This window comes from Vibrio ouci (assembly GCF_004551525.1).
In the GTDB taxonomy this organism is placed as follows: Bacteria; Pseudomonadota; Gammaproteobacteria; order Enterobacterales; family Vibrionaceae; genus Vibrio; species Vibrio ouci.
Genome location: NZ_SATR01000012.1, coordinates 26,168 through 51,214 on the forward strand (window position 1 = coordinate 26,168; position 25,047 = coordinate 51,214).

Here is a 25,047-nt window from a genome sequence, read left to right on the forward strand (position 1 = left end):
CCTTTAATTATAACCAAACATAACTCAATACAAGGTTAAGATATGAAAAACGAACAACAAAATGTTTATATAAGAATTAACTTTCTATCCCAATTTAAACCTGAATATATAAACACAATCGAATTGATATTAATTAATATGATTTATACAGAGGGGAGTTAAATATGAATTGCATTGCTTACCTACGGGTTTCATCCCATAGCCAGTTAGAAAAAGGTGATTCAATTGATGGACAAAAAAATTACATTGAGTCATGGGCGAGGAATAATGGTCACAATATAGAAAAGTGGTATATTGATGATGGAAGAAGTGCCTTTAATGGAAAAAGAAAGCAATTCGAATTGATGCTATATGAGTTAGATAATGATGTCTTTCAAACAGAAGCAATCGTCGTATACTCACTATCAAGATTTAGTAGAAATTTGCGTTCACAATTGTCCTCTTTGGAAAAATTAAACTCTCTTGGAATCAAGCTAATATCAACTACAGAAAGTCTTCCCGAAGCAGAAGATGACAATTATATGATGTCAACAATATTGGGCTTGATGAACGAGCAGTATAGTCGACAAAACGCAAAAGTCGTGAGCCATAGATTAAGAGATACGGCAAACAAAGGGTATTTTACTGGAGGTTCTATTCCTTTTGGCTACAAATCAGTTGAGGTCAATGGCGATACATCAAAACATAGAAAAGTATTACAATTACTAGATGAAGAATCCGTTGTAGCTGAAGACATTTTCCAAATGTCTGATCACGGAGAATCAGGTCTAGGTATCGGTGTAAAAAATATCGCAAAAATACTAAATCAAAGAGGTGATAAAAGAAGAGGCAATCTATGGAATCGAAATTCAGTTTACAGGATATTAATCAACCCTGCTTACTACGGAAATTTTATTTTTGGTAAAAACACTTCAGAACCAATTTCTGTTTCTATACCTCCAATTATATCTAAAGAACTATTTATGAGGGTTCAAGAGGGTTTAAAGCAAAGAGATTTTACCTCCTTAGAAAATAAAAAGTTTCGCTCTAACAGCCTCCTCACCGGTATTCTTCTTTGTCCCCAATGTGGAAACCATATGGTGGTAACCTCGGGAAAGAGCGGAAGATATAAATATTATCAATGTAGCCTTCAAGTCCGGCAATCTCCAGATAAATGTAGTTCAAAAAGAATCCGAAAAGACATCATTGAACCTATAGTAAAGGAAAAGTTCTGCAATCAATTACTGACGGAAGAACGATTAAAAACCATTTGTAAGCTTGCGCGTGAAGTTCATAGCATTGCGGCTAAGGAACTGGTATCAGAAAAACTCAAATTGACCAAGAACATTAGCCAGACTAAAGAGAAATCACATCGTTTGATATCTTTAATTGCACAAGGGACCTTAGAACCTAGTAAACAAATTAACAACCAAATAAATGACTACACTATAGGTTTAGAAAGGTTTGAGCTTGAGTTACAGGAAGTGCAACGAAAACTAACTCTTCCAGTCAAGAACTTTGGTAGCCGTCGAGTTGAAGAGTTTGCAATAGAGCTTAAACAGCACCTTAAAGAAATTGATGATACATCACTAAAGCAATTGATGCTTGCCACGCTAAACTCGATAGAAGGTGACGTAAGCGAAAAAAAGATGCGCTTCAAAGGAAGTAACATGGCTATGCTTTATATCATTGCAAATGCAAAAACGGGAACTGATTTCTCAGTTCCCGTTTTCGTCACAAAGTGGCGGAGAGATAGGGATTTGAACCCTAGATACGCTATTAACGTATGCCGGTTTTCAAGACCGGTGCTTTCAACCACTCAGCCATCTCTCCGTTGTTGAAGCGAATAATATAGAGGTTCACAAACCTTGTAAACCCCTAAAATTACTCTTTGCTTTATTTATATACACTTCGTGATAAAAATCAGTTTAAGTGGGTGTTTTTACACCATAATCAACGACTTCTAAGCGAGTTTAGCGCTGAATAGAGTGTCATTATTAACTAAAGACGACACCTAAGCTGAGTAGAATCATCACCATGGTGGTTAATACGGCCAATAGAGGGCCGATAAACTTAAGCCAGATTGGGTAGGCAACGCGCCCGATGGCTAAACCACCCATTACGACACCTGAAGTCGGGGTAACTAAGTTAGGTAGCCCAGATGCTGATTGGTAGGCGGTGACTACTAGCTCACGGCTAACACCAGCAAAGTCTGCTAAAGGTGCCAAGATTGGCATTGATAACACCGCTAGGCCTGATGATGATGGCACGACTAAACACATTACCGCTTCAATCCAGTAAATCGCATTGATAAAGGCAACTTGGTGCAAGCCAACCAACAGCCCTTCGGCGTAGTTAAGAATGGTGTGAGTTATATTGCCGTTATCCATCACCACCACTAAGCCGCGAGCAATTGCAATGATCAACGCCACTCCGAGCAGATCACGAGCACCATCGACAAAACTTTCAGTTATCTCAGCTTCTGACATACGTGCGACTAAGCCAACAACAATACTAGAGCCAATAAACAGTGCCGAAAGCTCTGCCATCCACCAACCAGCAATAGATACCCCCCACATCATAATGGCAAAGGTGATACCGAAAATGGCCAAGATGACTTTACGTGTGGTAGTAAAGTCCGGTGTTTGTTTCTGCTTGCTGTGTAAAAAGTGGTTGAGGTTAGATTCGCGTTGATGCGCGACCAATGACAGCTCGGGATTCTGTTTTACCTTTTCAGCGTAGCGCATCACATAAATCACACACACTAACCAGCCTAAAACCAGAATGGTTGCGCGTAGAGCAAAGCCTTCCATAAAGTTTATTTCAGCAGCATTGGATGCAATAACCGTTGCGAATGGGTTGATAGTAGAACCCAAACAGCCGATTCCTGCGCCAACCATGATGATGGCGACGCCGACGATGCTGTCGTAGCCTGCGGCAATCATCACGGGTATTAGTAAGGCATAAAAGGGGATGGTCTCTTCGGCCATGCCATACACAGTGCCGCCTAGTGCGAATAAGCCCATTAGGATCGGAATCATCCACTTTTCGCGTCCATCAAGGCGCTGCATCGTACCAGCGATGCCTGCGTCAATGGCTCCAGTGTTGGTTACTACGGCGAGAAAGCCGCCGATTACTAACACAAACAGGGCAACGTCGACCGCGCGGGCGGTGTAGCTTAGTGGGTCATAGAAGCCTTGAATCGGCGCCATTAAAATATCGACCACACCTTGCGGGTTTGCAGCGATGGAGTGGTAAGTGCCGACCATAGGCACCATGCGACCGAGGGTTTCGTTGTTTTCCATCTGGTACTGACCGCCAGGTATGGTCCAAGTTAGAATCGCCATAACAACGGTGAGTAGCATTAAGATGGTGTATGCCGAAGGAAACTTAATTTTAGTCATAGGGGAGTCCTTTTGTATTATGAGCCATCAGCACGCTCAATCGCATCTGATGGCTCATGGCGCTTAGCTAACGAAGTCCATGATTTCTTGAGCAGACTTGTTGTCTAACCCCATTAACTTTAATGTTCTACCTTGTTCGAAGTAGTTGGTATCGTTGTAGGCGTTATCAATATGCAAGCAAGAGGTGATGATAGGTGTCTCGATGTTGAGCAGCTTAGCGAACTCATAGCATGGCACTAATAGATAGGCTGCATCCTCAGTGATATAGCGATTGCTGGCTGAATTAGGTGCGCTGTTGAGCTTACCGTGGGTTTCTGAAGTTCGATTGACCTCATAGACACTTTGACAATCCATATCGTAAAGCGCATTCATCGCGATTAACTCAGGCTTAAGCTCAAGCCCAAAAGCAGCACCAATCGAAAGACGTTCTGTTTCCATCACCGCGGCCGCTTTCGCAGTAGAAACCGAGCAGCAATCTTTGTAGTAGTTAAACTGTCCATCAAAGTTTTCTAACAGTCCCATATTGAGCGTAGTCAGCAGCGGGTGACCGCCAAAATTGATGTTTTCTAATCCCGCTTCGATAACATTTTTTAGCGGAGTGAGCCGCAATGGCATAACGGGCTGTAATGCATCCACTGCTTTATCAACATCGGTTGCAGGGAAAGCGGCAATAGGGAGAAACTTTTTCATACCTAATATGGCGATTTCTGCTGGGCCGATAATTCGGGTTGCCCAAGGGATTGAAATCGCATCAACGAAAGTCAGTTTCAGATCTTGATAGCCCTTTTCCTGCTTAATACGGTTGAGCACCAAAGAGCCATAGTTGCCCGGCATCAACATGATGATTTGGCCATCACGCAGATGCGGTAGCATGTTGACAAACAGAGGCTCTTGAGCAAAAGAGGGCACAGGTAGAATGAGGATATCACTGTAGGCGATGGTCTCGGCCAAATCACGACTTACCTTATCGCAGGCCTCAAATCCAGCGTAGCTGAGTGAGGTGTTATTAAACTCGGCTAAAGCGCGAATACCACCACACTGTTCGATATCGGTGAGCGCTTGATCAAAGCCAGGAGCGCCATATAAACAAACATCTGCACCATGCAAAGTAAAGTGGTATGCCGCGGTTAAGCCCGCATTGCCAGAGCCGATTACTGAGACACGAGGTTTCATATCTCTATCCTTCTTATTGTTTGATTGAGTACCCAACCAGACTAAGGAAGAGTGGTGTCAGCTCGCCAATGACAAAGGTGATGACTAGTATGCAAAAAGGTAATGATCACTCAAGTTTTGTTGGTTAACCATTTGAAATGTAAGTTTTTATTACGTGCGCGCCGCAACGGGTAGTGCTGCGGCTAAATGTGAGCTCACGCTTTTATCGTTTCACTAAGATCGCGCATTGGACCGATTTTGAGCAAGATGCCCATCTGGTCAGCGAGGAGCATAAAGTGTTCGATAAATTGCTCAGCATGGCGATGGATTGGCTTAAGGGCAGGGTAAAGAATGTCAAATTCGAACGGTAAGCTAAACACCAGAGGACGCATCACAACCTTACCATGCTCAACTTCCATGTGAGCGGTAAATGGATCTGTGATCGCAATGCCAACTCCTTCACTGACTAATACGGCAGCACTACTGGCCAGGGAAACTTCGATTTGCTCGATAGTGGTAAGATCGTAGCGGCGTAGCAGTGTATCTATCCGGCGTTGAGTAGTATCACGTTCATGGCGGATCAAGACTTGATCCGCAATATCATAAAGATCGATAACTGTTCGATGTGCTAAAGGAGAAGTGGTAGGAACCAAACAGACACATTCACACTCAACTTTTTGTGCTTTGACTCCCGCTAAATGTTGATCGACAAAAGCAAAACCGATGTCGGTGGTTTGGCTTTGAATACGGTGCACCACCTCTTCAGAGCGATAGGTTTTAAAACCTATCTTCATTTTGGCTGACTGTTTAAGGAATGTGGCAAGGGTACGGGGCAAAAAGGTATTTGACAGCAGTGGCATCGCGGCAATGTTAAGGCTACCAAAATGACGTGAGCGAATCGAATTGGCGGACTGGCTAAGCCCAGATACCGCATCAAACACCTTGGCGACTTCAAGGTAAAAAGCTTCTCCTTCGCAGCTCAGTTCTAGACGGTTGCCTTTGCGTTGAAAGAGCTGAAACCCGATATGTTGCTCTAAGCCTGAAATTAAGCGACTGACCGCAGGTTGACTTAGACTAAGGCGCTCTGAGGCTGCAGTAACCGTTTGGCATTCGACGACGGCTTTAAAAGCGTTGAGTTGAGTGAGCTTCATTTACTAAATAATCCACTATTTCAATAATGCTGCCACCCTAGCAGGTATCTGATTTGTATACTTTGATGGCGTTTTCATTATTAATTATTTTGTTGCTAGTGGAAGACTCTGAGTTAAAAAGAAAAAAGAGAGCCTTAGCTCTCTTTTTATCGATTAATTGTCAGTCGTAATAATATGAATTAGTTACTCTTAACGTAGAATCGTTGCAGCTCAGTCAACCCTTGCATCAATACTGGAAGCGTTGGGTTTTGATCTTTTAAGCGGTGATAGTCTTGGTCGTACAGCTTGTAGTTACCAAATTTATCAATCACAGTCGTATTCTTGGTAGTAATCAGCGCAAGCTCACGAGCATCACCTGCTAGAATCCAGCGGCGTTTGCTTTCATCAAATAGGTTTCGGCCACTGCTAAAGTCAGAAGGGTTTGAAGACACACCCAATAGATCTTGAAGTAATGTAACAGAGAGATCCAAATGACTAGTGCGATGCTGATATTCGCCAGCTACGGTACCTGGCCAATGAATAATCATCGGCACTTGCAGCTGATAGCGGCTGTAGTTGGTGTTTGAACCCCAGCTGTTGGTCTTACTCTCATTGAATTCAGTCGCGTGATTTGAAGTGATCACAATTACTGTTGATTCAGAAAGCTCAAGCTCTTCGATTTTAGTGAGGAGTTGCGCGACTTCGTTATCGGCTTCACCCACAGATTCGAAGTAACCTTCTTTAAGCTTCTCAGCAGCCGTTTGACCCTTAGTTGAAGGGTAAGCGCTAAAGTTGTCTACTGTCGTAAGCTCAATGTAGCTAAACCAAGGTTTTTTGCCTTGCTCTGCGGCCCAAGTAGCCCAAGTGTCAATCGCTTGTGAATCTGTAGATGTGCGATCGTTAAAGGCAATACCAGTAAAGTTCATACCGCGGAAGACGGTTTCGCCGTAAAGCGGTTCATCGAAGTTGTCACCGCTAAATAGACCAAATTGGTACTTTTTCTCTTTCAAGGTGTCGATAAGAATAGGACGAGAACCTTGAGTTTGAATGCTAGAAGAGTAGCTGCTTGGTAAACCATAGAACAAGCCAAATACACCGTAGGAGTCGTTGCTCGAACTAAAGTGATTATTAAAGCTGAGGTTGTTTTGCGCGAATTGATATGTCGCTGGCATCGACTCGGCATTCAGTGCATCAGAGCGCAAGTTGTTGATGCTGACAATAAGAATGTTCAGTGGATTAGAGCGTCGGTCAAACTCAATACGTTCTAGTGGGTATTGCACTAGGTCAGTTTCACCTTTACTTTGCTCTAAGCGTTCTAGGTACTCATCACGATCCAGCAGGCCGTGTCTTTCCATAAATGACTTAGCGGTCATTGGGTAAGAGAGTGGGAAATTCGCTTTTTGTGCCGTAATTGGGCTGTAAAAGTGCGCGTCAGCCCAAACATAAATTAAGTGGCTGGTAATAAAGCTGACGAAGAACAGAGCCGCAATTGGGCGACCTACGTGTTTATGCGACAGTTTACGTTGCTTTCTCCATACCCACTCAGACAGCGCAAGCTGAAGTAGGAAAATAAGAGGAAGCACAATGAATAGGTGCTGTAAGTCAGCGCTAATGTTTGAGCTTTCATCACTAAACAGCACTTCCCAGACCACTGGGGTTAAGTGCAAGTTGATGGTTTGGTACGCCTGAGTATCAATCAGAAGTACGGTCAGCCCAACGGTAGCAAAACAGACCGCCACCAAACGGAATAGCTTGCGTGACGGTATGACAAAGGTGAGCGGGAATAGAACCAGTAGGTAAAGTGCAAATACAAGGAAGCCAAAGTGACCAACCCAAGACGCGGCTAAATAGAATTGTCCCAAAAGGGTTTCTGGCCACGGAGACTGAGTGATATAGCGGGTTCCGATCAACATCGCCGCTATAATGTTGAAGAAGGAAAACCAATGTCCCCAACCTACTAAGCGTGATACGCGTTCGCCGTATGTATTTACGTTATCGACCATGTAATTGTTCTATTATCCGTTATTATTTTTTAGTGTTTTTTGTCTTCAATTGAAGATACAAGCGCTTCTGCAAATTTTTCAGCAATTGCCTTACGTTGTGAAGCGGCAACGTCATGATTTAAGACATTGGTTGCGATATTGCCAGCAATCATTAATGCAAGTTCAGGACCAGCTGAATGTTTTTCAAGTACTGCGGCTACTTCAGTAAGGATTTGTTCTACTTGTTCGTCGCTGTATTTAGATGTAATCGGCATAAAGACTCTAATGATGATAGTAAAGCGGCTTATGATAACCTACAATGCCACGCAACTGAAACCTACGCAGCGATAAATTTCATCATGAGCCTACACCTTTCTAATGTTATCTTGCATCAACTGCAAAAAAACGATTCAGAGGAACTGGTTGTAAATTTCCGTTCCGAGTCTCTGACCAACGATGCTTCTACTGAAAATCTGGTGGCAGAGCTTCACCGTGTATTCAATTCCAAAGCGGGTAAGGGCTTTGGTTCTTTCAAGTCTGACAGTGAATTCCAACACTGGTTGCAAGATTTACGTCAAGGAAATAAGAATTTCTATGACTTCTCACAATCTAGTGCAAATCGCCTGAAAGACGAGCTAGCAAAATACCCATTTGCCGATGAAGGCATTCTTGTTATCGCCGAGTATCAGTCACTGGCTACAGATTACCTATTCGTTGCGATCATTCCATCGAACCAAAGTTTGAAAGTGACAGAAGGTCTGGATATCAGTGCGACTGATTACCTTGATCTAAGCAAGATGGATATTGCTGCTCGAATCGATTTAACAAGCTTTGAAACAGACAAAGAGTCTAATCGTTACCTTGCATACATCAAAGGACGCGTAGGGCGTAAAGTTGCTGATTTCTTCTTAGACTTCTTACAAGCTGAAGTAGGCTTAGATACTAAGCAGCAAAACCAAGTGCTGATGCAAGCGGTAGAAGACTTCTGTGCTGATTCAAAATTAGAAAAAGACGAAGTGCTTAACTACAAAAAGCAAGTGGCTAGCTACTGTAATGAGCAGATTAAATCGGGTGATGAAGTTCAAGTACGTGAACTTTCTGGTGAGCTTCCTCCTGCGCAAGATGGCACCAGCTTCTTAGATTACACTCAAGAGCAAGGCTACGAGCTAGAAGAGAGTTTTCCGGGTGACCGAACCGCTGTGCGCAAGCTGACTAAATACGTTGGCGCTGGTGGTGGTCTTAATGTGAGCTTTGATAGCATGCTGCTTGGTGAGCGTATCTTCTACGATCCAGAAACAGATACACTGACTATTAAAGGTACGCCGCCAAACCTGAAAGACCAGCTTACTCGCAATAAGTAAGTCTCTCTAGAATCGGACTAACTGCAACATTTTCGCAGTTAGTCCTGCACTTCTTGAATATTGTGTATATGCTTGTATTACAGGGATTTATTGAATACAGGCAGGACAATGGAAGGCAGAGCTCTCAAATTTGGCTGGTTGCTACTTAGCCTATGGTTGATTTGTATCGCTTTACTTGCGAGTAGCTACCGTTCGACCAGTGAAACCAAAGAGCAAATCTACGAATTAGGCAGCGGAATTCAAGAGCTGCGCGAAACCCTTACCTTCGATTCTCCTTATCGAACCCACATGGCCGATACTCAGGCTCTGAACATCCAATTGATTTACGCTTTGCGCTTACAAATCGATACCCATTATAAAAAAAGCTGGTTCCTACCTGATATACATCAGTTGTTGTTTACGACTGACCGCTTCATTGAACAAACTCAAATTTACCTCGATAACAACTTAGACCTGCTAAATCTAGTTGAACAGATCCGTGTCATGCGAGATGACTATAAGGGACAGCAGGGGGTATCAGAGCTCTACCTACGTCTTAGTGCCAACGTTTTAGATGCTATGTACAGCGACAACGGTTCTAGCCCAGCAATCTATCGAGAGCTCGATCAAGTCTATTTTCTATCGACCAAATTACCTTCTGAGCAACAACAAGACTTACAGCAAGTACTTGCGCAGATTTCTACTGTGTTAGGAGGGTATGCTCAAGGGCAATATATTGTCGATAAACTGATCACTCATGATGTCCATGCTCAAATAGCACTGCAACGAAATGAGTTCAATCAGCTACTGACTCGACATATTTGGCTTGGCATTTTCGTCAGCTTTTTCACTATGGCAGGCTACCTTTGGTTAATTAGTGTTGCGGCTGGCTCTGTCTCTGCCAACTCAGCAGAGTTATCGAACAGTGAGTCACAAGATACTGAAGACGATGAAAGCAACAATGAGCAGCCCTATGCACCTGTTGCTGAATCACCGGTCGAGGCTGGTCTGGGGGAACCAGAGATTGATTTTGCCAAGATGTTGGACTCGTTGAATCAAGATGTAGAGTCTGTCTGTATGCTGTTGGAAGTCTTTATTGAAGACCACACTGGAGATGTAGACCGGATCACTAGCTTGCTTACCGACTCTCCAGAAGAAGCACAGCGAAAAGCGCATAGTTTGAAGGGGGTGGGAGGCAACCTGGGTGCTTCAAAATTGAGAGAATCGGCAAGTAAAGTTGAAGTCGCGATAAAAGAAGATATCACTGCGGTGCCTGATCTCCTTGATGAACTCAAGGCACGATTGGACAATGCCCTTGAAGAAGCAAGAATTTTCCTAAAAGAGAATGCTAAAGTAGAGAGTTGACTTCGTCCTGACTTAAGGATTGTATAGTGCTTGGCTTTTTTTAATTCTGCATGTGAGGTTATATGCTGCTTCGCCGCCTACCTGTTCTATGGCTGTTGGCTTTCGTCCTTCCAATTTCGGGCTGTTCACTACTTGAAGTGAAAATCGATAGCCAGACAACACCTTTGACACAACAAGAACTCAATATGCGTTTAATGACGCGTGAGTATACCCAACAGTTTTTTGCCCAAGTAGAGCAAGCTGCGGATGCCACAGCTGAACAATACGACCCTCAAGACAAGCTGTATCAATCTTACGTATTGCTGTGGAAAATCAATGCAGAAGAAGGCTTACAACGCTCTTCTTATCAAGTCTCTCCAATGGCTGCGCTTATTGATAGTTGGGTCTTTACTGAGCAGATGAATCAGTTTTTTAATACTGGTGCCGGACAGGAGCTATTTGTTAATGATGACGCAAAGCGCGTTTCTACAGAGTTAGCGGCTGACATCAATAAGCTTGCGAAGTCGCTACTTAAAGGTGCTAGCTATTCTCAAACCCAGAAGTTTGTCAGTGAATTTGCCAGTGCTCATCCATTTGAAGACTTAAGTTTTATTAGAACACCCGCTTACCGAGCATGGCTTGAGGCAAACCAGATCAGTGAAGATGAAGCAGTCTCGACGTTAGGTACTATGCCAGAAGCATTAGGCGACGTGTCTGACCGACTCAGCTTAGTGTCTGAGCAAACGCCAAAACTGATGACATGGAAAGCACAACTTATCGCATTAAATAGCTCTATTAGTGGCGAACAGTTAACTCAGACGCTTCAGAGCTTGCAAGCAACGTCTGAGTCATTCCAAGACTTTGTTGAGAATAACCCTCAATATATGGAAGATCTTGCCCGTCAAATGTCGATTCAACTTGAACCTTTAGTGCAAGAGATCGATCAACGAACCACTCAGCGTATTGAGCAATTGAGCTTAGAGCGTGAAGCGCTAGAAAAAATGGTGGCAAGAGAGCGCGCGGAAATAGCGTTAATCATTAGCGCCGAACGCGAGCGGTTTACTCAAGATATCGATAAGGTTTCACAAGATGTGGTTACCTTAGCAGTCGATAAGTTAGTTGAGCTCATTAAGAGTACGATTATTTACTTTATCCTCTTTATCGTTGCGATTTTCTTTGCACCGCTTGGATTGGGTTACTTGCTAGGGCGACGTAGTGCAGCAAAGAACAGTCAATAATCTCGCTTGATAGATACAAAAAAACGCCTCAATAGAGGCGTTTTTTTATGTCCAGACTCTGAGTTATGCGGTCTGCTTTGCCAACTCAGCTTCTGTTTCCGTATCAGCTGCAGGTGCTGTTGGTTCGCATTTATCAACAAACCAGCCCATGTATGAGGTAATGATTGTCACGATAATACACACGAAGCTTAACCACATGAATGGCGCGTAAGAGAGGGTTGCTACACCAAGGATACTTGCCATGTAGATACCGTTATCACTCCAAGGCACCATACCTGATGTTAGCGTACCGCCGAACTCTGCGTTACGAGATAGGTTCTTACGTTTGTAACCTAAACGGTCGTAGTTCTTAGCACAGATTTTTGGTGTCAGGATTAAAGACACGTACATTGCAGAGCCAAAAACGTTACCCATGAATGCAGTACCGATGGTGCTGGTTGCTAGTGAACCGGCACTTTGAACACGGCGTTCAAACAGTTTCGCGATGGTCTCTAGTACGCCCACTTTATCCAGTAGACCACCAAAACCTAGACCAAAGACGATAACCGCAACCGAGCCAAGCATTGATGACATACCACCACGGTTAAGGATTGAATCGATAAAGCTAACGCCAGACTCGATTTCAAACGGTGCCCAAGCAGTGTTAAATGCTTGCAAGAAGTCAACATCCTGAATCATTACAGCCCAGATGATACCTAGCAGAGAACCAAAGCTGATCACTGGGAACGAAGGCATACGCATCGCCAGTAGGCCCAGTACGATAATTACAGGGACAAACGAATAAGGCGTGATGTAGAACTGCTCTTCCATCGCTTGAATCACTGACTGCACCTGAGACATATCAACGTTACCTGCGTAGTGGAAACCAAATGCCGTGAACATAATGCCAGTAATGATGTAGCTGATCAGAGCGATAGGTAGCATGCCCTTGATGTGTTCAACCACTTCAACGTTAGACATTGAAGACGCAAGGATCACTGAGTCAGACAGCGGCGACATCTTATCACCGAAGTAACAGCCTGATAGCACAGCACCAGCCGTAATTGGCGCAGGAACACCTAAGCCTTGGCCGATCCCCATCATTGCAATACCTGCCGTACCTGCTGCACCCCAAGAAGTGCCGGTAGCAAGCGCGGTCAATGAACAGATGATCATCGTAGCAAGAAGGAAAATAGAAGGGTGGATTGCCTTTAGACCATAGTAAATGATAGTCGGTACGATACCGCCAGAGATCCAAGTACCAACTAAGGCACCGACCGCTAGAAGAATTAGAACTGCACCAAGTCCGTTAGAAATTCCGTTAAGAGCTGCTTTTTCTAAGTCTTTATATTGGTGGCCTAAACGGATACCAAGGAACATGATGATAAACCAGCCGATGTACAGCGCCAGCTGGATAGGTAAATCGAGTTGTGCTGTAAACGAAAATGCCAGTAGTAGAAATAACCCTAAGGAAATTACAACCTGCATCAAGCTTGGCAGACGGGGGGTAAGTTGCGTCATACAGAGCCTCTTATTAGAGTAATTAGCGGAGTGAAAGTAGTGTGCTTAGCACCACTTCTCGAAGGAGCGCTAACTCCTATTAGGTATGAAGTGCACTTTATCTTAGTTGGAATAATATTTCGAGATAATGTCGTTATGCTGTGATTTATATCTGAGTTGGTGTTCTTTTGTGGTTAAATGTAGTGTTAAAGTTTAATTTTAATGATCTGAAATGTTTTGAAATGTAAATTTTCTGTGGCACGTAAGGTGTGTATTTGTTCTTGTTGTGGGTGGTTTTTGTCGTCTTTATAACAACTGGGTGAAAACCAACCAAAACGCGCGTCTAAGTGTGTTTTTTGAAAATAAGAAATAAAAGTTACAGATTTGATGCAAATTTCCCTTGAGATTTTGCTGTGAAAATTGAATATTGAACCATTCCCTTTTTAAAATTGATTACACGGAGAGTTGAGAATGAGAGTAGGTTTAGTCGGTTGGCGTGGCATGGTTGGCTCTGTGCTAATGCAACGTATGGTGGAAGAGAAAGACTTCGACCTTATTGAACCCGTATTTTACAGCACGTCTCAAGTAGGTATCCCAGCACCAAACCTAGGTAAAGATGCAGGCATGCTGCAAGATGCGTTTGATATCGAAAGCCTTAAGCAGCTAGACGCTGTTGTTACCTGTCAGGGCGGTAGCTACACCGAAAAAGTATACCCAGCACTTCGTCAAGCGGGTTGGAAAGGCTACTGGATTGATGCAGCGTCTACTTTGCGTATGGCGCAAGACTCTATTATTACATTAGACCCTGTTAACTTAGCGCAAATCCAACAAGGCATTCATGGTGGCACTAACACGTTCGTTGGTGGTAACTGTACCGTGAGCTTGATGCTAATGGGCCTAGGTGGTCTATTTGAGAAAGGTCTGGTTGAGTGGACAAGTGCGATGACTTACCAAGCGGCTTCGGGTGCTGGCGCGCAAAATATGCGCGAGCTTATCTCTCAAATGGGTGTAATCAATGATTCAGTGAGCTCAGAGCTTGCTAATCCATCAAGCTCAATTCTCGACATCGACAAGAAAGTGGCAGACGCCATGCGTTCTCCATCTTTCCCAACCGATAAATTTGGCGTACCACTATCAGGTTCTCTGATCCCATGGATCGATGTAAAGCGTGATAATGGCCAGAGCAAAGAAGAGTGGAAAGCGGGCGTTGAAGCGAACAAGATTCTTGGCTTCCAAGATGCACCTGTGCCAATCGATGGTACCTGTGTACGTATCGGTGCAATGCGTTGTCACTCTCAAGCATTGACTATCAAGCTAAAACAGAATGTCCCTATGGATGAGATCGAAGAGATGATCGCAACCCATAATGATTGGGTTAAAGTGATTCCAAATGATCGTGATATTACTGCGCAAGAACTGACTCCAGCAAAAGTGACAGGGACGCTTTCTATCCCAGTTGGCCGTCTACGTAAGATGGCAATGGGTGATGACTTCCTAAATGCGTTCACTGTTGGTGACCAGCTTCTATGGGGTGCTGCAGAACCACTACGCCGCACGCTGCGTATTATCCTTGCTGAAAAGTAACATGTAAGAAAGCTCTGAAAAGCGTCCTAATGGGCGCTTTTTTTGTGTCTGTTAATCGCCCACTGACATTTCTTTTTTAACCTTGCGTCAGCAAATGTAGTGGGGTTGATATGAAAGCAAAAGGTTTTACGTTAATTGAGTTAGTGGTAGTGATCGTGATTTTGGGTGTTCTTGCCGTTGTCGCTGCACCTAGATTTTTAAACTACAGTCATGATGCGAGAGCGGCGAGTATTCAAGGGATGAAAGCGGCAGTAGATGGCGCAGCACAATTAGCATACTCAAAAACGGCGATTGATGGCGAAGAAGCTAACCCGAGTTATCATATTGACCTCGGTTCACAGACGGGTCATGTCGCATTTGGCTATCCGACCGTAGAGCGTGGGGGGCTGGAAAACTTCCTTAATGCAGATGCTGAATATCATGATTTAGATGCAGAATGGGTATGGGCTGCACACAATAATGGTAGCGTGGCTGATCCAGACTATTGGCTAGTGACTCAGTCTTCGATCCTTGGTGATTTCAGCGGAAGCGACTTTAACACCGCGATTGAACAAACCCAGTGCTATGTCAAGTACACCGCTGCAATGGAAGAGGGCGCCATGTTTCAATCAGAAGCGTTCACCACTGGCTGTTAGCAGATTCGATAACACAAGATAATAAAAAGGCTCCTAGATAGGAGCCTTTTTATTTATGGCTTTAAATCTTCATCTTGTCTGACGACCCGCAAGTCTGGATCGGCCAGTTCACTGCCACAGTGTTTACAATGCATAGCATCAGAGTCGTGACCGGAACGATTGCAGTTAGGGCATTTTACTAGCTCTTTGTGCGCGTTCATCTCGTTACTTAACTCTGCGGTAATGATACCCGTGGGAACGGCAAGTATTGAATAACCGAGCAGCATGGTTAAAGAGGCGATCGCCTTACCTATATGGGTTTGCGGCACCATGTCACCATAGCCAACGGTTGTTATTGTCACAATGGCCCAGTAGATACTCTTCGGAATACTGGTAAAGCCATTATCAGGGCCCTCAATTACAAAGATCAAAGCACCGAAAATGGTGACCAAAATACCGACCGTGCTAAAGAATATTAGGATTTTTCTGCGTGCCATAAGTAAAGAACGCAAAAGAATATTCGAATCTTGCAAATAGCGCACAAGTTTAAGGACACGGAAAATTCGCATTACACGGAGTAAGCGAATCACCCCCATAAACGAAGCACCAGGGAAGATTAGAGCCAAGTAGGTCGGCAGAATTGCCAATAGATCGACCACGCCGTAAAAGCTGGTCGCGTAGGATTTTGGCTTAGGTGAGCAATAAAGCCTTAATAAATATTCGATAGTGAATAGGGCGGTAAAGCTGTACTCAATGTAGCGTAATTCTTGTGACCATCGAGACATCACATTTGGCAGCGATTCTAAGATGAGAACCAATAACGAGGCGATGATGGCAACAATCAGGGCAATGTCGAATGCTCGACCCGCTTTGGTATGTGTACCAAAGATGATGACGTATAAATGATGGCGTAGTGAATTGCGAGGCATGATAAAGCGGACCTATTAAACAGTCGCTCTATCATACCTATATTCTGATAATCAGGCTAATCCTGGGAACAGGTTACGTAATCCGTTTGCGATAAACTCGATACCAAGCGCACCAAGTATCAGACCCATGATACGAGTAATGACGTTAATCCCCGTTTGACCTAAGAAACGTACGATCAGTGGTGCCGAACGGAACAGTAGCCAAGTACATAGGCAGAAAGCGACGATCGTCACAATGATGCCAAATGTATCAAGCATTGCTGGATAGCGAGAACCATAGACAATCGTTGAACTGATCGCGCCGGGACCAGCCATAAGTGGCATTGCCAAAGGTACGACACCAATTTGTTCACGGCTGACATACTCAGATTTCTCTTGTTTGTTCTGCTTATCTTCACCGAGCTTACCGCTCATCATCGAGAACGCGATACTCAACAGCAGCAAACCACCCGCAACACGGAATGAATCTAAAGAGATGCTAAACATGTCGAGCAGCATCTGACCTGCCAGTAAAGAGACAATCAAAATGATCGCGACGGCAATGTTGGCTGTTACTGCGGTTTTGTTCTTTTCTTCCTGGGTCATGTGCCCGGTTAAAGAAACGAATACCGGCATAATGCCTACAGGGTTAACTGCTGCGACTAAACCCAAGAAAAACTGCAAAAAAATAGCGATTTCGAACGTTTGCATTCGGCGTGCCTACACAAATAAAAGGGGGAACAGGGATACATGCGCGAATATAGTCCAATTTGTGCTTACGAACGAATGAAAAAAACTAAAGCTAAAGCCATTTCATAACTGAGAAAATCTAATTATTGAATGATTGGTAAACAGTAATGACACACTTTGTTACGTAGAATGGTGGTCAAGAAGTGCTCAAATGACACAAACGTTAACATTCGCACATTTTTCACATAAAACGAGGCAAAAAATAGAGAGAAAATACGTTTTGCATATACTCTCAGTAGCACAAGGTTTATGGATTACATGTAAGTTTGTGGTCAAAAAATGAAACTTTTTTACAGAATGTGGCCACTTTTCAAATTTGATGGTTTGTTCGCTGCTTTTTTGCTCGAATAAGAAATGTGATTTAAGTCTATTTAAATCATATGTTTATGTCTCATTTTGAGAATTAAGTACCACTAATTGGTTAATTCTTTTTGGGTAACTGATCTGGGTCAATTTTTTTCACAACCTGAAATAATATACTCAGCCCTGAAAGCAATTTACTAAGACATCTGTCCTGAGAGCAGTGAGCTTAATAAAAAGTTTTTAATATTTATCTATTTTAGGAGATTCACTATGCCTGTAACTAATTTGGCTGAACTAGACGCTCTAGTAGCTCGCGTAAAAGCGGCTCAAGAAGAGTTTGCAACGTTCTCACAAGAGAAAGTAGACGCAATCTTCCGTGCAGCTTCTCTAGCAGCTAACCACGCTCGTATCCCGCTAGCTCAACAAGCGGTAGCAGAGTCTGGCATGGGTATTGTTGAAGACAAAGTAATCAAAAACCACTTTGCTTCAGAATTTATCTACAACAAATACAAAGACGAAAAGACGTGTGGCATCCTAGAAGAAGATGACAACCTAGGCACAATGACTATCGCAGAACCTGTAGGTATCATTTGTGGTATCGTTCCAACGACTAACCCAACGTCTACAGCAATCTTCAAATCTCTAATTTCTCTTAAAACTCGTAACGGCATCATCTTCTCGCCACACCCACGCGCGAAGAACTCAACTAACGATGCAGCGAAACTTGTTCTAGATGCAGCAGTAGCAGCTGGTGCACCAAAAGACATCATCGGTTGGATTGACCAGCCATCTGTAGAGCTTTCTAACGCTCTTATGAAGCACGATGGTATCGCACTTATCCTTGCAACTGGTGGTCCAGGCATGGTTAAAGCAGCATACTCTTCAGGTAAGCCAGCAATCGGTGTAGGTGCAGGTAACGTTCCTGTAGTTATCGACGAAACTGCTGACATCAAACGTGCTGTAGCTTCTATCCTTATGTCTAAAACATTCGATAACGGCGTAGTATGTGCTTCTGAGCAAGCAGCTATCGTAGTTAGCGAAGTATATGATGAAGTGAAAGAGCGTTTCGCTTCTCATAAAGCTCACGTTCTATCTAAAGCTGACGCAGATAAAGTACGTAAAGTACTGCTTATCGACGGCAACCTAAACGCAAAAATTGTAGGTCAACCTGCTCCTGCAATCGCTGAAATGGCGGGCGTTAAAGTTCCTGCAGACACTAAAGTTCTAGTTGGTGAAGGTCTTGGTAAAGTTTCTTACGACGACGAATTCGCACACGAGAAACTATCTCCGACTCTAGGCCTATTCCGCGCAGACGACTTCGAAGACGCAGTGGCTCAAGCGGTAACTATGGTTGAAATCGGTGGTATCGGTCACACATCTGGTCTTTACACTAACCAAGACGTTAACGCAGACCGTATTCGTTACTTCGGTGACAAGATGAAGACTGCACGTATCCTTGTAAACATCCCAACTACTCACGGTGGTATCGGTGACCTTTACAACTTCAACGTAGCACCTTCTCTAACTCTAGGTTGTGGTTCATGGGGTGGTAACTCTATCTCTGAAAACGTTGGTCCTAAGCACCTTATCAACAAGAAAACTGTAGCTAAGCGAGCTGAAAACATGTTGTGGCACAAACTACCTAAGTCTATCTACTTCCGTCGTGGTAGCCTTCCAATCGCAATGAGCGACCTAGAAGGTAAGAAACGCGCATTCCTAGTAACTGACCGTTTCCTATTCAACAATGGTTACGCTGATGAAGTAGTAAAACTACTGAAAGAGCAAGGCATCGAAGTTCAAACATTCTTCGACGTAGAAGCGGATCCAACACTATCTGTAGTTGAGAAAGGCGCAGAAGCAATGAAGAGCTTCCAGCCAGACGTAATCCTAGCTCTAGGTGGTGGTTCACCAATGGATGCTGCGAAGATTATGTGGGTAATGTACGAGCACCCAGAAACTCACTTCGAAGAACTAGCAATGCGCTTTATGGACATCCGTAAACGTATCTACAAGTTCCCTAAAATGGGTAAGAAAGCTGAGCTTGTATGTATCACTACAACTTCAGGTACTGGTTCAGAAGTTACTCCATTCGCGGTTGTTACTGACGACAAAACTGGTGCTAAGTACCCACTAGCTGACTACGAAATCACGCCAAACATGGCTATCGTTGATGCTAACCTAGTAATGAACATGCCTAAGTCTCTAACAGCATTCGGTGGTTACGATGCAGTAACTCACGCACTAGAAGCTTACGTATCTGTTCTTGCTAACGAATACTCTGACGGTCAGGCTCTACAAGCACTTAAGATGCTAAAAGAGTACCTACCTTCAAGCTACGCGAACGGCGCTAATGACCCAATCGCTCGTGAGAAAGTACACAATGCTGCGACTATCGCTGGTATCGCGTTTGCTAACGCATTCCTAGGTGTATGTCACTCTATGGCGCATAAGATTGGTGCTGAGTTCCACCTACCACACGGTCTGGCGAACGCACTACTAATCTCTAACGTTGTACGTTACAACGCGAACGACAACCCAACTAAGCAGACTGCATTCTCTCAATACGACCGTCCACAAGCACGTCGTCGTTACGCTGAGGTTGCTGACCACCTAGGCCTAAGCCAAGAAGGTGACCGTACTGCTCAGAAGATTGAACGTCTACTAGCATGGCTTGAAGAGCTGAAAGGCGACCTAGACATTCCACTGTCTATCCAAGCAGCTGGCGTTTCTGAAGCAGACTTCATCGCTAAACTAGAAGAACTTGCTGTTGAAGCGTTCGATGACCAGTGTACAGGTGCTAACCCACGTTACCCTCTAATCACTGAGCTGAAAGAAGTTCTACTAGCGTCATACTACGGTAAAGCGTTCGTTGAAGGTGAAACTTTCGAAGGTACTACAGTAATCCTTAAGAAAGCTGACCAGAAACCAGCAGAAGCGAAAGCGCCTAAAGCTAAGAAAGAAAAAGCTGAAGCATAAGCAAGACTTTAGTTATGAGATAAGTTTTCGCTAGCACGACACTTATCTATCGGGAAAAGTTAAAGCCCCAGTCGACGGACTGGGGCTTTTTTTTGATCAGAACAGTTGTCATTCCATAGAGTGATGAAGAGTTTGGGCACGCCGTCATTCCATAGAACGACGAAGGAGTGAGTAGGGAATCTCTGTGAGTTAGCGACCCACTTTAAGAGATCCCCAATTCGTTCGTACCTCATTCTTGAGGATGACGCAGTGCTGGTTGTTGGGCCTTCGTGTCATTCCATAGAGCGACGAAGGAGTGGGTAGGGAATCCTGTTAGCTGACTACCAACCTTAAGAGATCCCCAACTCATTCGTACCTCATTCTTGAGGATGACGCAGTGCTGGTGGTTGGGCCTTCGTGTCATTCCATAGAACGGCGAAGGAGTGAGTAGGGAATCTCTGTGAGTTGGCGACCCACCTTAAGAGATCCCCAACTCGTTCGTACCTCATTCTTGAGGATGACGGTAGATACAAAAAAGGCCGATGCTTTCACATCGGCCTTTTAATAATTGAATCACTTCAGACTTACTTCTCGTCTTCAGGCAATTTCACATTCAGCTCAAGCACTGAAATATCATCATCTTTGTGCTCAAAAGAGAGATCAACCATCGATGGGTCAATGGCGACATACTTACTGATCACCTTAAGAATATCTTCCTTAAGCTGCGGTAAGTATGAAGGCGCTGGATCACCTTGGCTACGGCGTTCAGCGACAATAATTTGTAGACGCTCTTTGGCTAGATTCGCAGAGCTCTTTTTCTGCGGGCGGAAAAACTCAAGTAATGACATGCCGATTTAGCCTCCGAATAGACGTTTAAAGATTCCTTTCTTCTGTTCAGTCAGGAAGCGGAAATCCACTTGCTGGCCAAGCAGGCGCTCAACTGTGTCATCGTAAGCCATACCGGCATCTGACTGATCATCAAAGATCACCGGTACGCCTTTGTTTGAAGCGTTCAGAACAGCTTGGCTTTCAGGGATAACACCCAGTAGAGAAATATGTAGAATTTCTTCCACGTCTTCAACGCTCAGCATATCACCTTGCGTTACACGTGTTGGGTTGTAACGTGTTAGTAGCAGGTGCTGTCTTACTGGCTCAAGGCCTTCTTCTGCGCGGCGAGACTTAGAGTCAAGAATGCCAAGGATACGGTCAGAATCGCGTACAGAAGAGACTTCAGGGTTTGTCGTTACGATGGCTTCATCTGCAAAGTATAGTGCCATTAGCGCGCCTTGCTCGATGCCTGCTGGAGAATCACAGATAACAAAGTCGAAGCCCATTTCGTCAAGTTCATCAAGCACACGACGAACGCCTTCTTTAGTTAACGCGTCTTTATCACGAGTCTGAGAAGCTGGCAGGATGAATAGGTTTTCTGTGCGCTTGTCTTTGATCATCGCTTGGTTAAGCGTTGCTTCACCATTGATAACGTTAACGAAATCGTAAACCACGCGGCGCTCACAACCCATGATCAAATCAAGGTTACGCAGGCCAATATCAAAGTCGATCACTGCCGTCTTATTACCCTTCACCGCAAGGCCAGACGCGATAGCTGCGCTTGATGTTGTTTTACCAACACCGCCTTTGCCTGACGTTACAACAATAATGCGTGCCATTATGTGTTCCTTATAATTCTTAAATTGTTAATAACTCGAATTTGAGCGAGTCATTGTCCAAACTAAACATGACTTTTTGTTGCCAATACTCTTCGGCAAATTGTTCTGTTAGCCAATAATGACCAGCGATAGACATTAATTCAGCATTGAGCTTATTGCAGATAATGACTGCATCTTTGTTGCCATTAGCACCAGCAATCGCTCGGCCACGTAATGTGCCGTGAATATGGATTGAGCCATCAGCGATGACTTCAGCGCCTTCGCTAACATGGTTAAGTACCACTAAGTCAGCGTCTTTCGCATAAATCTGTTGACCTGAACGTACGGGTGAGCGAACGATTTTGGTCGGTTGCATCTTTGCTGGAGCTTGCGTTGGCGATTTACTTGCAGACATCACGGCAAATTTAGCCTCTGATGCCGAGTTTTCAGTTCGTTTGTCTTTACAACCTGTTACGCCAACGGGAATCATTCCAGCCAGAGAAATGCCTTCTTTTAGCCTCGAAAAGTCGATGTCACCATCCACTTTAGATATATTAATAACAACTGGCGCTTGGGCGAAAAACGCAGGTGCCTGAGTAACCTTTTCTTGTAGGAAATGAATTGATTTTTCTACATCGTTGTCAGAAAGGTGTAAAACTGACAAAGTAAAGCTACTGCCTTTTAGGTCTGGGGTATGCGACATCTTTACTTACAACCTCTTAAGGGCGTTGCCTGAGACTAGGGGTATCATGTTATATTCCTAAAATAAGCACAGCAAGCTATCTTGCAATCAATTGACTGTTTTGCTCTCAAAAATGGCAAAACGCTAACGTTCCATGAATCAAACGGACAAAGGTTTCCCATGCTTTGTGCAATTTACAAAAGTTCTAAAAAAGAAGGCGCTTACTTATATATCCCTAAAAAGGATGATTTTTCACAAGTTCCTGACACATTAATGCAGATGTTTGGCAAACCTACTATGGTCATGGTGGTGAAACTTGAAGGGCGTAGCCTGGCACAAGTGGATGTAGAAAAAGTTAAACAATCGCTTGAAGATGATGGCTTTTTCCTACAATTACCGCCGCCACCAAAGAATTTACTAGAAGAATACAAAGAGCAAAAACAAGCTCGTCAGCAATCCGAAGACGAATAACGACTTAAACTCGGATTGTTGCTTACTTTGCTCAAGGAGGGCAAAAGTGAAGAAATTATTGTCAGTTGCACTAGGTCTGGCCATTGCATCCACGGCTTATGCTAACGAAGTTAGTTTTGAGCAGTACATCGAAGGGCTGAAAAAAGAAGCCCGTGAAAAAGGCATCTCCGAGCAAGTCGTCAAACAAGCTTTTGCCAATGTAGAACACAAACCTCGCGCAGTTAAAGCCGATAATAACCAGCCAGAGAAGCGTTTAACGTTGGATGAATACATTCCGCGCGCGGTACCTGATTGGAAAGTGAAGCAAGCCAAGTCGCTCTATAAAGAGCATTACGCAGAGCTGAGCAAAATTGGTGAAGAATACGGGGTACAGCCAAGATTCATCGTTGCTCTGTGGGGAATTGAAAGTAACTTTGGTCGATTTACCGGTAACTACCCAGTGATCGATGCACTTTCTACCATGGCTTATGATGGTCGCCGAGAAGCTTTCTTCCGTAAAGAGACCATGGCGGCATTACAGATCTTAGATGAAGGCCATATCCCTTACGAAGACTTTAAAGGGTCTTGGGCTGGTGCGATGGGTCAATGCCAATTTATGCCGAGCTCGTTCCTCTCTTTTGCCGCTGATGGTAACGGAGATGGCAAGAAAGATATTTGGAACAGCGAAGCGGATGTGTTCGCTTCAGCGGCTAACTATTTGAGTCAGTATGGTTGGAATGACAAGTTCACTTGGGGGCGTCAGGTGAAATTGCCAGCTGGTTTCGACATGAATCTAGAAGGACGTGTCGAAGGTAAAGAGAAAACTTTAGCTCAGTGGAACCAACTTGGTATCACTCGTTATGATGGCAGCTCATTGCCGCAGGTCGATGTTGATGCCTGGTTGACGGCGCCAGACAATGCGAACGGTCGAGTCTATCTGGTTTACAACAACTACAATGTTCTTATGAAGTGGAATCGCTCTTACTACTTCGCACTAGCAGTTAGTCATTTAGCTGATAGAATCACACTATAAGAACCAAACAACGTATTCTGAAGGAGCTCAATTGAGCTCCTTTCTTTTTTGGGAAACGATTTTGCTGTCAGAACGCGCGTCACAAATGGTGGTTTTTGCTGCCTTGCTCAAACATAAAAACTTCACTCTTGCAGCGAAAAGCTTAGGAGTGTCGGTTTCACATGTCAGTAAGCAGCTTGCTTCGCTAGAGTCTTCGCTGGGGATTCAATTGGTGCAACGAACCACTCGTAGCTTTACCCCAACTGAAGCTGGGCAAGATTATTATGAGCACTGCGCCAAGATGGTTGAGATCATCGGCGAAGCTCAGCGCGAGGTAGAGTGCCAAAGAGATGAAGTGGCGGGCTTGGTTAAACTAGGTCTGTCGCAGTCGTTTGGCACCTTGCATATTATCCCGGCCATTAATGAGTTAAGGGAGCGTTTCCCAAAGCTGCAAGTAGAGCTTCACTTATTTGATTACAAAGTCGATATGTTGGAGGAGGGGCTCGATCTGTGGATTACCAACAACGAACATCTTCCCGAAGGGTACGTGGCGCAAAGAATTGCGGATTCTCACTTTGTGGTTGCAGCTTCTCCGGATTATTTAGTCAAGAATACCACCCCCACGCACCCTAATGATCTTGCTGAGCATAACTGTCTTATCTACCGCAGTTGGGAGCGAGATTACACCCGATGGGCTTTTTCAAATCATGATGAGCAACTGAACGTTAAAGTGTCTGGTAACTATTCGGTGGATCTGGCTGAAGCTGTGAGAGACGCCGCTGTATCAGGGTGGGGGATTGCCTACCTCGCGACTTACTTAATCAGAGATGAGTTTAAAAGCGGTCAACTGATTCAGCTTTTTCCTGATTGGTGCGCTTCTCAGGTGATGCCATTTTATGCGGTTTACCCAAGTCGTCGTTACTTGCCAAAAAAGACCGCGGCTGTGATTGAGTTTATTAAGCAAACCATTGGCACGCCGTGCTACTGGGACAAGCGATTGAGTCCCTATATTCAGCGCCCGTGATCTTAGTGGCAAGCGAAGCGATTATTTCCAAATCCAGAAACATCTTTTCCAATTGGAAATAATGCCAATAA

The 25,047-nt window shown here is 44.2% G+C and carries 20 protein-coding genes, 1 tRNA gene and 1 pseudogene; 10 read left to right on the forward strand and 12 right to left on the reverse strand.

The genetic code is table 11. The features are described 5' to 3' along the window. Window positions 1–164 precede the first annotated feature (164 nt). A pseudogene (locus ELS82_RS27485) lies at window positions 165–1,199 on the forward strand (recombinase family protein); the annotation flags it as partial. A 522-nt stretch (window positions 1,200–1,721) separates the two neighbouring features. Here ELS82_RS27485 and ELS82_RS09695 read toward each other — a convergent pair. The 6 genes from ELS82_RS09695 to ELS82_RS09720 form a co-directional block, all read right to left on the reverse strand. Next, window positions 1,722–1,812, reverse strand: a tRNA-Ser gene (locus ELS82_RS09695). 164 nt (window positions 1,813–1,976) lie between these two features. Then, window positions 1,977–3,383 (reverse strand): YfcC family protein, encoded by a 1,407-nt coding sequence (locus ELS82_RS09700; protein WP_134835306.1) that lies wholly within the window; start codon window positions 3,381–3,383, stop codon window positions 1,977–1,979. A 63-nt stretch (window positions 3,384–3,446) separates the two neighbouring features. Then, window positions 3,447–4,556: an NAD/NADP octopine/nopaline dehydrogenase family protein gene (locus tag ELS82_RS09705; RefSeq protein WP_134835307.1), complete on the reverse strand. Its 1,110-nt coding sequence runs from the start codon at window positions 4,554–4,556 to the stop codon at window positions 3,447–3,449. 194 nt (window positions 4,557–4,750) lie between these two features. Further along, a complete protein-coding gene (locus ELS82_RS09710; RefSeq protein ID WP_134835308.1) occupies window positions 4,751–5,686 on the reverse strand; it encodes a LysR family transcriptional regulator in 936 nt (311 codons plus the stop codon). A 179-nt stretch (window positions 5,687–5,865) separates the two neighbouring features. Further along, entirely contained in the window at window positions 5,866–7,668 is a 1,803-nt protein-coding gene (locus ELS82_RS09715) for a DUF3413 domain-containing protein (RefSeq protein WP_134835309.1), read from the reverse strand. Window positions 7,669–7,697: 29 nt separating this feature from the next. Next, window positions 7,698–7,922: a YejL family protein gene (locus ELS82_RS09720; RefSeq protein ID WP_134835310.1), complete on the reverse strand. Its 225-nt coding sequence runs from the start codon at window positions 7,920–7,922 to the stop codon at window positions 7,698–7,700. An 84-nt stretch (window positions 7,923–8,006) separates the two neighbouring features. Here ELS82_RS09720 and yejK point away from each other — a divergent pair, with 84 nt between their 5' ends. From yejK to ELS82_RS09735, 3 genes are all read left to right on the forward strand, one after another. After that, a complete protein-coding gene (yejK, locus tag ELS82_RS09725; protein ID WP_053440353.1) occupies window positions 8,007–9,008 on the forward strand; it encodes a nucleoid-associated protein YejK in 1,002 nt (333 codons plus the stop codon). 108 nt (window positions 9,009–9,116) lie between these two features. Then, window positions 9,117–10,352, forward strand: a complete 1,236-nt coding sequence (locus ELS82_RS09730; protein ID WP_134835311.1) for an Hpt domain-containing protein — start codon at window positions 9,117–9,119, stop codon at window positions 10,350–10,352. A gap of 62 nt (window positions 10,353–10,414) precedes the next feature. Continuing rightward, on the forward strand, window positions 10,415–11,569 hold the full coding sequence (locus tag ELS82_RS09735; RefSeq protein ID WP_134835312.1) for a chemotaxis protein: 1,155 nt from the start codon (window positions 10,415–10,417) through the stop codon (window positions 11,567–11,569). Between the two features lie 63 nt (window positions 11,570–11,632). Here ELS82_RS09735 and nhaC read toward each other — a convergent pair whose 3' ends face one another. Then, window positions 11,633–13,069 (reverse strand): Na+/H+ antiporter NhaC, encoded by a 1,437-nt coding sequence (gene nhaC, locus ELS82_RS09740; protein WP_134835313.1) that lies wholly within the window; start codon window positions 13,067–13,069, stop codon window positions 11,633–11,635. Between the two features lie 450 nt (window positions 13,070–13,519). On the opposite strand from nhaC, the gene asd reads away from it, so the two are divergent. Next, window positions 13,520–14,632 (forward strand): aspartate-semialdehyde dehydrogenase, encoded by a 1,113-nt coding sequence (gene asd, locus ELS82_RS09745; protein WP_134835314.1) that lies wholly within the window; start codon window positions 13,520–13,522, stop codon window positions 14,630–14,632. 110 nt (window positions 14,633–14,742) lie between these two features. Beyond that, entirely contained in the window at window positions 14,743–15,267 is a 525-nt protein-coding gene (locus ELS82_RS09750) for a prepilin-type N-terminal cleavage/methylation domain-containing protein (RefSeq protein ID WP_134835315.1), read from the forward strand. A gap of 53 nt (window positions 15,268–15,320) precedes the next feature. On the opposite strand, the gene ELS82_RS09755 is transcribed toward ELS82_RS09750, so the two are convergent. Both ELS82_RS09755 and ELS82_RS09760 read right to left on the reverse strand, forming a co-directional pair. Next, window positions 15,321–16,175 (reverse strand): ion transporter, encoded by an 855-nt coding sequence (locus ELS82_RS09755; RefSeq protein WP_134835316.1) that lies wholly within the window; start codon window positions 16,173–16,175, stop codon window positions 15,321–15,323. Window positions 16,176–16,226: 51 nt separating this feature from the next. Next, window positions 16,227–16,865: a YchE family NAAT transporter gene (locus tag ELS82_RS09760; protein WP_134835317.1), complete on the reverse strand. Its 639-nt coding sequence runs from the start codon at window positions 16,863–16,865 to the stop codon at window positions 16,227–16,229. Between the two features lie 612 nt (window positions 16,866–17,477). Here ELS82_RS09760 and adhE point away from each other — a divergent pair. Further along, window positions 17,478–20,183, forward strand: coding sequence for a bifunctional acetaldehyde-CoA/alcohol dehydrogenase (adhE, locus tag ELS82_RS09765; protein ID WP_134835318.1), 2,706 nt, complete (start codon window positions 17,478–17,480; stop codon window positions 20,181–20,183). Between the two features lie 563 nt (window positions 20,184–20,746). Here adhE and minE read toward each other — a convergent pair. Genes minE through minC form a run of 3 tightly spaced genes read right to left on the reverse strand, consistent with a single transcriptional unit; the run spans window position 20,747 to window position 22,511 of the window. Then, on the reverse strand, window positions 20,747–21,010 hold the full coding sequence (gene minE / locus ELS82_RS09770) for a cell division topological specificity factor MinE (protein ID WP_126574534.1): 264 nt from the start codon (window positions 21,008–21,010) through the stop codon (window positions 20,747–20,749). Window positions 21,011–21,016: 6 nt separating this feature from the next. After that, a complete protein-coding gene (minD, locus tag ELS82_RS09775; protein WP_134835319.1) occupies window positions 21,017–21,829 on the reverse strand; it encodes a septum site-determining protein MinD in 813 nt (270 codons plus the stop codon). A gap of 19 nt (window positions 21,830–21,848) precedes the next feature. Further along, window positions 21,849–22,511, reverse strand: a complete 663-nt coding sequence (gene minC, locus ELS82_RS09780) for a septum site-determining protein MinC (protein WP_134835320.1) — start codon at window positions 22,509–22,511, stop codon at window positions 21,849–21,851. A gap of 159 nt (window positions 22,512–22,670) precedes the next feature. Here minC and ELS82_RS09785 point away from each other — a divergent pair, with 159 nt between their 5' ends. From ELS82_RS09785 to ELS82_RS09795, 3 genes are all read left to right on the forward strand, one after another. Beyond that, window positions 22,671–22,961: a YcgL domain-containing protein gene (locus tag ELS82_RS09785; protein WP_053440266.1), complete on the forward strand. Its 291-nt coding sequence runs from the start codon at window positions 22,671–22,673 to the stop codon at window positions 22,959–22,961. Between the two features lie 46 nt (window positions 22,962–23,007). Then, on the forward strand, window positions 23,008–23,973 hold the full coding sequence (locus tag ELS82_RS09790) for a lytic murein transglycosylase (protein ID WP_134835321.1): 966 nt from the start codon (window positions 23,008–23,010) through the stop codon (window positions 23,971–23,973). A 61-nt stretch (window positions 23,974–24,034) separates the two neighbouring features. Beyond that, window positions 24,035–24,976, forward strand: coding sequence for a LysR family transcriptional regulator (locus ELS82_RS09795; protein WP_134835371.1), 942 nt, complete (start codon window positions 24,035–24,037; stop codon window positions 24,974–24,976). Window positions 24,977–25,047 lie beyond the last annotated feature (71 nt).